This window comes from Bacillus cereus group sp. MYBK245-2 (genome assembly GCF_051916145.1).
Classification (GTDB): Bacteria; Bacillota; Bacilli; order Bacillales; family Bacillaceae_G; genus Bacillus_A; species Bacillus_A pacificus.
The window spans coordinates 1-8473 of record NZ_JBQAGB010000034.1; the positions used below are offsets into that span (position 1 = coordinate 1).

Here is an 8473-nt window from a genome sequence, read left to right on the forward strand (position 1 = left end):
ATGATGGCAGAGAGGTCACACCCGTTCCCATACCGAACACGGAAGTTAAGCTCTCTAGCGCCGATGGTAGTTGGGACCTTGTCCCTGTGAGAGTAGGACGTCGCCAAGCAAGCTTAAGACGAGTCAGAATGACTCGTCTTTTTTGTATGCTTTCATGCCTCTGTTAATTGCTTGTTTAACTCCTTCTAAATAGGCAAAGCCATGCCTTTTATCTGGTTCTAAGTAAGTACCTTCTGCCCATTCATTCCACGCATTAATAAATAAAAACTCGCTGTTGTAAAGAGAATAGGTGCGCTGGATTTGCTTACTTAAATATATCGTGAACTTCTCGGGAGTAGAGCCTACGAAAATGCTGCTATTTAAATCTTTGCGGCGTGCTGTGTTATCCCAGTCAACAAAGGCACCGGGAAATGTTTTTTTCTCTGAAGGAGATCGCTTTAATATATACATCCACACTTTATCATAATCCCAAGCGTTTATTTGTTTACTAGATTCATATATTATCTTATTTATGTCGGAAGAACTATCGTGAGCAATTGTATAAAAAGGTTCGAATTGAATGCTAGCATCAAATCCATTTATATTAGGAAGTGGAAAGCTGTTTAATGTTTCTGCGAAGTATATACCTTTCAAACCATTTTCTTGTGCGAGTGTATTCCAGTAGTTAAGCATTTGCTCACAATTAGGTATATGCCCAGGACGATAAATAATGAATAGTGGTTTATTATCTATACGGATATACCTCTTATCTTGGAAAGCTTGTAATAAATAATCAAAGTGTTCTTTCCAATCCGATAACCCTCCGTAATTTTGAGGCATTAATATGTGACTATCAAGACCATCCCAAGTTTTTGTCCATGGTTCATTTGCCCAAGATAGGCAAAATGGAAAATCTGGTTCGCCCATCTGAAGTACCTCATTAAATGGTCTCTCCAATAGCCTCTTCCCTTTAAACCAGTAATGGTAATAACAAAAACCATATATGCCGTGTGCTTTGGCAATTTCTGCTTGCCATTTTCTTACGGATGGGGTGGTTAAGTCGTAATAAAAATCTTGATAAGGTTCTCTAGGTTGATAATGTCCTGGAAATAAAGGTCGTGCACTTTTAGTATTTGTCCATTCAGTAAAACCTTTTCCCCACCATCGGTCATTTTCTTTTATTTGATGAAACTGCGGTAAGTAAAAAGCAATTATTTTCAAGATATATCCCCCTTATGTGCTTCGTAGTTCAAGTGGTGGGAAGTTATTTTTGATTTTTCGAATCTAGTTAAAGCATGAGAAACGTTATTTACTTACTCTGTTTATGCCTCATAATGAATTTTTTTGTACAGTTTGCTTGATATGGAAATCTTTAATGATTTAATATATACGGCTGAAATATAAAATGATCTTCATTATACAATGAGCGAAAAGAGTTAATCTTTTTGGAGAACAAATAGAGCTTGGGGTAATCGGTTTGCATCATCGAAAAAGTCCCGCAGCTTTAAATACTTCTCATAGTGGTTTTTAATATAAGTTCTAGGTATAATGGTTTCCCCGTAGAAGCTACTATTTCTAACGTCTCCAGCTCCCGTAGGGCTGTGGACGAAATTGCCGCTTTCATAATCCGAGATAGCACGATTTATATCTGGAAAAGCTTGAGATAAAGTTTTATGCCATCCTGTCTGAATTAATTCAGGGTGTTCCTTAAATTGTTGACAAAAATCGAGAAAATAGCGCGCTTGTGTTGTGGCGATGAGGATTCCACCTGGACGAAGAATTCTTGAAAATTCCTTTATCCAATTTTCTGCAGTTTCTTCGGATAAATGTGAGAATACAGAATAAGCGAATATGATGTCTAATGAATTGTCATTAATAAATTCTGCAGGAGGTTGTGGGGGAGCTACTTTATATCTGCCTCTTCCTAACGTTTCGTTACAAAGGTTAATCATTACAGGGTCTACATCAATACCAAGTAAATTTTTATGGCGAACATCTTTGAAAAAGAAGCGTATGATTCTTCCCCAGCCACAACCAAAGTCTAAAATTTTCCGTTCTTTATTCAAGGGAACGCCTAAATTATGGGCATATGTTTTTACAAGTCTATAAAACAAATATGCTTCATAAAGAGCATGTTCATAGGAAGCACCTACAAACTGTTGTTGAATTTCTTCAGGGGGGAACATAGGTACTGGGATACCATTTATCTTTGTTTGTGAGCAACTTTGTATAAATAGATGAAGAAGTTCAACATCAGAAAGCGGGCTAACAAGGTTATCAAAATCACTTCCTAACTTAAAGTCATCCATTTGTTAACCTCCAAATTATATGGTGCCTAAAAATCATTTTCTTGTTTTCTACTAATAAAAACATGTAAAAATTCAGCATCTAAGCCTAGTGATTTATCCTTTTGTAAATAAACTAGGGTATACATATTTGCATGTGTATAAATATATTCAATCATATCTTGGCCCCAATCAAATGTTACTAAAGACCCATTCTCATCAATAGGATTTCCGTGATAAATTGGCTCTTCAATATACTCAATTCCATCCTCATTGATTCTTGCCCTTTGCAAAGTTTTTGGAAGTGTGTGGTACCAAGGGACAGTAAACACATGAGCACCGCCAGGCTTTAATACACGCTCTATTTCTTTAAAGGCTTTGTTTGGTTCCATTACATGTTCAAAGACATCTTGAGTAATGAACAAATCAAAAGATCCATTTTGGAAAGTCATGTTTTCTAAGTTCTCGCATCTAATCCCTTGAAAGTATTGGCCGAGAGGATAGTTTTTAAAGTATTGAGAGTATGTATAGTTTTTGCAGTTTTTTATTAGTAGTTGAGTTGTAATCCCCCCAGGTGAGGATTCGTGAATATGATAGGAACCCCATTTCGGGAAAAATGTATTTAAAACATGAATTAAAGCTCGCTGCCTTGGTATAGAGTGGCATGTAGAACATAAGTAGTGATCTCTAAGCCAATCGTTATGCTCTATAAATGTAGCTTCCTTCTCACAAATAACACAGTATCCAGTATTGTGCTTTAAATTACCTTCCACATGACATCACTCCCGTGTGAAAAATCCATATGACATACGCCAACAATTAGCGAAATCAAAGAGGGCGGGTGAAAAGTAGGGAACCCACATTAATTAAAGTTTCACTTTATGCTATGCGATACATTCACTTTTATTCATTGGAGAATGATGTATCGACTTAAAATACTCCTTTTATGTAAGGATACATTTCAAAGTCCTGTGCATATATTTCTGTAACTAACTCCATTGTTTCTTTATCATAAAAACTTTCATATGTTGGAAAGCGAGGGAAGGCTGTATCTGTAAGGCTGAGTTCCGCATAGTTTCCTGTATAAATCATCTTATGAGCGCGATGATGATCTGAGCTTGTAAGTAGCGCTAAATGGGATTTAAGTAAATCGTACGTGTGTTCTAACTTGGTGATTTGTGTATTAAAATCTTCTAAAGGAATATAGTGTTGGATAAAATTTTCTTCACCTGGAACGTATTGCTGACTGAAATGTATGTCCATTGCTACGGAATTGGAACCGAATGCTCGAATGTAATATAAAAATTGTTTAAATGATATTCCTCGTTTACTATATTTGTCATTATACAAATACTGGCGGATACTTTCCCATTGAGGAATTGCATATGGATTGTCAGCAAGTAATAAAAATGAGCTGACAGCCCTTGTATAGGGATTCCGCACAAGTTTACAAACATCTTTTTTTGCTGCTAGAAGACCATTTTGTAACTCTGGTATGTAGTTGGTGTTGTTTTTATACACCCAGAATTCATAGTAATGAATAAAGTCATGGTATTTTTTTGCTTCAGTAAATAATCCAATTTGAAAAAAGAACCAATTAGCTAATGTAGTACATCCGCTTCTGTGGCTCCAGAATAGTATCAGGGGAAAGTCTTTATGGAAATGTGGAATTCGGTCTTTATGTAGAATTACATGATTTAACAGCTCTTGATTTACATTCTTCATAAATTTAATGCTCCTTTTTGAAAGTTTTATTTATGGAGAAGGCTTTACTAATCCAATATATTCATGGAAATGAGTAAATATTATGAGTGTTTTTCGGTCATCTTAGATAAGACAGCGATTCTAAACAGAAAATAAAGATAATGAAAATGTATAAGAAGCATACAATTATAAGAGAAAGAATAATAGAATTGTCCAAGTTCATTTATTTGTATTTACAGGTGTGATAAGCAAAAATCTTATTACTAGAGAGGATATTATGCGGAAGAATAATTATTTAATAGTAGGTGGAAATAGTTTCATTGGTATTAACCTCGCATTAGGTTTATTGAAAAAAGGCCAAAATGTAAAAGTATTTTCCAGACATATAAATAATTTTCCTCAAAATATTATAAGTGAGGTTGAATTTATTAAAGGTGATTTAGCAAATGTTGAAGATATATATAAAGCCTTAGTGAATGTGGATATTATTATTTATTTAGCTGCAACGTCTAATGTAACAACTTCAATTGAAGATGTTTTCGGAGATATAAACAGTAGCCTTTTTTTTCTTAATTTCATGGAAAGTGCTAAAAATTTCCCCATTAAAAAAATCGTATTAGCATCTTCTGGAGGCACAGTTTATGGTGAACCGGAATATCTGCCTATTGATGAGGAACATCCATTAAAACCACTTTCTCCTTATGGAATAACAAAGGTGTCGCTTGAAAATTATTTGTACTTTTATAAGAAAAAATATGGAATGGACTATGTTGTATGTAGATATTCTAATCCGTATGGAAAATATCAAAACCCGTTAAAGAAAGTTGGAGCAATAAATTGTTTTTTGTATCAGCATCTCAGTAATGAAAAGATTAATATATATGGGAATCCACAAGAAATTATTCGAGATTATATTTATATCGATGATTTAGTGGAAGTTACTATACAACTATCGCAATTAAATCACTTGAAATTTTGTGTGTATAATATAGGCAGCGGAAAGGGTCTCTCTTTAAAACGAATTATAGTAGAATTGGAGAAATTAACGGAAAGAAAAGTGGACTTTATCTGCTATAAACAAAAGCAAGAAAACGTTCAAAAAATCATTTTAAATATAGATAGAGTAAGACGAGAATGTAATTGGGAACCGAAAGTGGATTTCAAAAGTGGAATTAGATTAAATAAGCTATGGATTGAAGAGTTCTTATATAGTAAAAAATAATAAGCCATGCCCTACTTCTGTATAAGTAGAGCGTGGTTTATTATTTTATTTCTTTTTTTATTACCCAAAGATCTTGATGTTCCCACCAAAAACCTTCAGTGTATTTTTTGATAATAGGATTATAAGGTAATAATTTAATTTTGTCACATACGTAAGAGGGGCTAACGATCGTTTGCCCGTATTGATGAACATCTAAATCGAGTTGTTCGCTAGAGGGAAGAAACCAATAACCCCGTTCATTTAAAGCGGGAAAGCCGAAGTACTTTTTACTTTGATATCCATGAGTTGTGAAAATGAATAAGCCGCCAGGAGAAACAGCGTTATACAATGTCTGAAGCCAACGAAACCAAGTTGTATCAGGCATATGAGAAAAAAAGGATAGACAAAAAACGATATCATACGTAGACGAGGCTAATTTTACTTGTTCTGGTTCAGGGTGAGATAATAGAGATGAAGTATGTAATGTGTTTTCAATAAAAGTAATAGCCTCTTCGTGTATATCGCAAGTAGTTATACTTAAGTTCGTTTGCTGATTTAATAAATGACGTGTTACGCAGCCATATCCGGATGCGAATTCTAATAATTGAATTGGAGTGTCTACAGGAGGATAAAAGGAAGTAATTAAATCTAAGAGTGTTTCTGCTGATTTTCTTCCATCTTTAAAATAATAATCTATTGCTTCTTTTTTAGATGGAAAGACTGGATTTGTGACAAGGAATTGAAAGATATGATCTTCTGGGTGGATATTTGCACTTACATTGTATTTTTGTGCAATTTGAGAAATCAAATGTTTATTTGCCTCTATAAATTCTTTCAAAGAGTAACCCCCCTTAAATAATAGTAATGTCTTACAAGAGATACTGATGATAAAGAAAATATATAATTAAACCTTCAAATATGCTTCAAGGTACTTTCTATATGCATACATTTTCTTTTTTGAAATGTCGTCGATAGTAAAGTTGTCTTTAATGAAATTCTGCATTTGTACAACTTCACTGTAGTGGGAATATGAATCTTCTGTTCTTGTTACGCTATTTGTATGTCGTCTATGATAGTTTAGAGGTTTTGGATTAAAATAAATGTTCCCCTCTTTAAGGAGAGAAACATAGAAAAACCAATCGCCAGCTATTTTAAACTTTTCCAATTGTTTTGCTATTGTTTTTATATCTATGTTTTTAAAAACTAGACTTGAGACATTAGGTATGGTGTTTTTGATAAGTAACGTATCTTGTATTTCATCTATCCCTTTTCGGACATAAGAACTCTGCCATTTTTCCTTATCAATATCATTTGTGTAATCCAAATAATGATTGGCCAAGATATTTCCTTGTTCATCTATTTGTTTTGATTGTGTGTAGCTTAAGGCAACATCACTATCTATATGAAACCCTTGTATTACTTCTTCTAAAAATGTCTGATCACATAAGTCATCGGCCTCAGCAATCCAAATATAATCACCGGTTGCTGCAGAGACACCTTTTATCCATTGTTTAAATACAGAACCAGAATTTTTATCATTAATAATCTGCTGAACTTTCAGGTGGTGTTTATTTTCATTTGAGAGAAGCTTTTCAAATATAGATACGCTATTGTCAGTAGAGGCATCGTCTAGGAAAATTAGTTCGTAAAGGGGATAGGTTTGATTTAATATTGATTTAACTCGTTCCGGTAAGTATTTTTCGTAATTATAGTTCGGTACAATGACGCTTATTTTTTTATAATTATGCTCAAGCAAGTTTAATAATTGATAAACGTAATCAAGAAAGTTGAAATCTCTTTCAATAAGTTCTTGGCCAAAGGTCCCTTTTTGTAATCGTAAATCTTCATTCCCGATAAGTTCATATATTCTTTCCAGCATCATAGGTAAGTTTAAATAGTCTACTAATGCGCCGGTTTGTTCCGTAACAACATCTTCAAAACCTCCAGCGTTTTTGAACCCTATAACAGGGACTTTTGTATCTAATGCTTCTAAAACTACGTTTGGGAAAGGATCTTCTCTTGAAGTTAATAAATATAAATCAGCACCGGCGTTATATAAACCGATATCTGGAGTTGGGTCCACTAATGTGAAATGTGCTGTATATCTTGGGGAGATTGTATTAAAAAAATGAACATCTGTTTTCCCAACCCAGATAAAATGAATATTCGTATGCACCTTTCTTACTGAGTAAGCAATAAGTGAGAATAAATCTATTCCTTTTCGATGATCAGCAAAACCTACCCCCAAAATGATTTTGCTATCGAGAGGCAGGTTGTGTTTTTTTCGTAATTCGTTTCTCGCTTTTGCAATATTGTTCTTATAAGGGTTGTGGTTAAACAAACCTTGAGGGAGGATGTGGCATTTTTGATGATCTAATTGGGTGATTGTACGGAATTTCTCATACACGTATTGTGAAGGGAAGACAATTTTGTGGGCAGATTGGGCAATGTTTCTTGCTTTTCCCTCAGCAGAGTACTGTTGTATTAAATGCGGCAATTCATGTATTAATGAAATAACTTTAATATTATGTTTAGCTAGTAATGCAACTATATCACCACTTATGACGGTACTACATATGGCGATGGTATAGTCTTTTAATAATAACTTCTTTATTAATAATTCGACTTTTTCTTCCGTTGGGTAGTTTTCCTCTAGGCAATAAACAGGACCATACTTTTGAAAATCTTGGATTAAAATGCCCGTTCCAATAGAAATAATTGCGACGGAGTATTGAAAGTTTTCTTTAAGGGCTTTAATAGTATGTAAAGAAAGCAGCTGTGCTCCGTGGAAATGGGCATCATGGGATACATAAATGATTTTCTTATTAGCATGCATTTCATAACGCCTCCTAATGTAATTAGATTTTAGTAAATGTAGGATGTATTTATAATTCCTAGAGAGAAGTCGTAGGAGATAATTGTGAATGTAACCGAAATAAAAAAGCTACTTTTAATATATATTTGTGTGGCTTGATATTCATTCTTTAGAAAGTAGAAACTGTCGATTATAAAAATGACTACACTAGTTTATTAATCTTTAGGGAAGGAGTATAAAAAACTTTATAATTTATAAAATAAAAAGGATAAAAAGTATTGACGATTAGAGTACAGGAGTGTAATATAGAACAAGTCGCCGATGACATTAACGTCGAAAGCGACAAACGAAATGAAAAACTTAGTTGACATTGAAAGATGAAAATGTTAACATAAGGAAGTCGCAAATGAGCGACCAAGTAGTTCTTTGAAAACTGAACGAAACAAACAACGTGAAACGTCAATTTTTATTTTAGATGCTAGACAAACT

Annotated in this window: 7 protein-coding genes and 1 rRNA gene; 2 read left to right on the forward strand and 6 right to left on the reverse strand. The window is 33.8% G+C overall.

Annotation, left to right across the window (positions count from 1 at the left end):
• Window positions 1-109, forward strand: a 5S ribosomal RNA gene (gene rrf / locus ACTFRN_RS27835); the annotation flags it as partial.
• 14 nt (window positions 110-123) lie between these two features.
• Here rrf and ACTFRN_RS27840 read toward each other — a convergent pair.
• From ACTFRN_RS27840 to ACTFRN_RS27855, 4 genes are all read right to left on the reverse strand, one after another.
• Window positions 124-1200 (reverse strand): glycosyltransferase WbsX family protein, encoded by a 1077-nt coding sequence (locus ACTFRN_RS27840; RefSeq protein WP_000690983.1) that lies wholly within the window; start codon window positions 1198-1200, stop codon window positions 124-126.
• 215 nt (window positions 1201-1415) lie between these two features.
• Window positions 1416-2288, reverse strand: coding sequence for a class I SAM-dependent methyltransferase (locus ACTFRN_RS27845; protein ID WP_000340856.1), 873 nt, complete (start codon window positions 2286-2288; stop codon window positions 1416-1418).
• Window positions 2289-2314: 26 nt separating this feature from the next.
• On the reverse strand, window positions 2315-3037 hold the full coding sequence (locus ACTFRN_RS27850; protein WP_000398938.1) for a class I SAM-dependent methyltransferase: 723 nt from the start codon (window positions 3035-3037) through the stop codon (window positions 2315-2317).
• 157 nt (window positions 3038-3194) lie between these two features.
• Window positions 3195-3989 (reverse strand): sulfotransferase family 2 domain-containing protein, encoded by a 795-nt coding sequence (locus ACTFRN_RS27855; protein ID WP_000800263.1) that lies wholly within the window; start codon window positions 3987-3989, stop codon window positions 3195-3197.
• Between the two features lie 256 nt (window positions 3990-4245).
• Between ACTFRN_RS27855 and ACTFRN_RS27860 the strand changes: the two genes are divergently transcribed.
• Complete coding sequence (locus tag ACTFRN_RS27860; RefSeq protein ID WP_001230823.1) at window positions 4246-5190, forward strand: NAD-dependent epimerase/dehydratase family protein; 945 nt, start codon at window positions 4246-4248, stop codon at window positions 5188-5190.
• Between the two features lie 40 nt (window positions 5191-5230).
• Here ACTFRN_RS27860 and ACTFRN_RS27865 read toward each other — a convergent pair whose 3' ends face one another.
• Both ACTFRN_RS27865 and ACTFRN_RS27870 read right to left on the reverse strand, forming a co-directional pair.
• On the reverse strand, window positions 5231-6007 hold the full coding sequence (locus ACTFRN_RS27865) for a class I SAM-dependent methyltransferase (protein WP_000657506.1): 777 nt from the start codon (window positions 6005-6007) through the stop codon (window positions 5231-5233).
• A gap of 66 nt (window positions 6008-6073) precedes the next feature.
• On the reverse strand, window positions 6074-8005 hold the full coding sequence (locus tag ACTFRN_RS27870) for a glycosyltransferase (RefSeq protein WP_000543173.1): 1932 nt from the start codon (window positions 8003-8005) through the stop codon (window positions 6074-6076).
• Window positions 8006-8473 lie beyond the last annotated feature (468 nt).

Excerpts from the sequence above, each read along its gene's own strand:
- ACTFRN_RS27870 (WP_000543173.1), bottom strand. The coding sequence starts at position 8,005 with ATGCATGCTAATAAGAAAATCATTTATGTATCCCATGATGCCCATTTC.
- ACTFRN_RS27845 (WP_000340856.1), bottom strand. The coding sequence starts at position 2,288 with ATGGATGACTTTAAGTTAGGAAGTGATTTTGATAACCTTGTTAGCCCG.
- ACTFRN_RS27860 (WP_001230823.1), top strand. The coding sequence starts at position 4,246 with ATGCGGAAGAATAATTATTTAATAGTAGGTGGAAATAGTTTCATTGGT.
- ACTFRN_RS27855 (WP_000800263.1), bottom strand. The coding sequence starts at position 3,989 with ATGAAGAATGTAAATCAAGAGCTGTTAAATCATGTAATTCTACATAAA.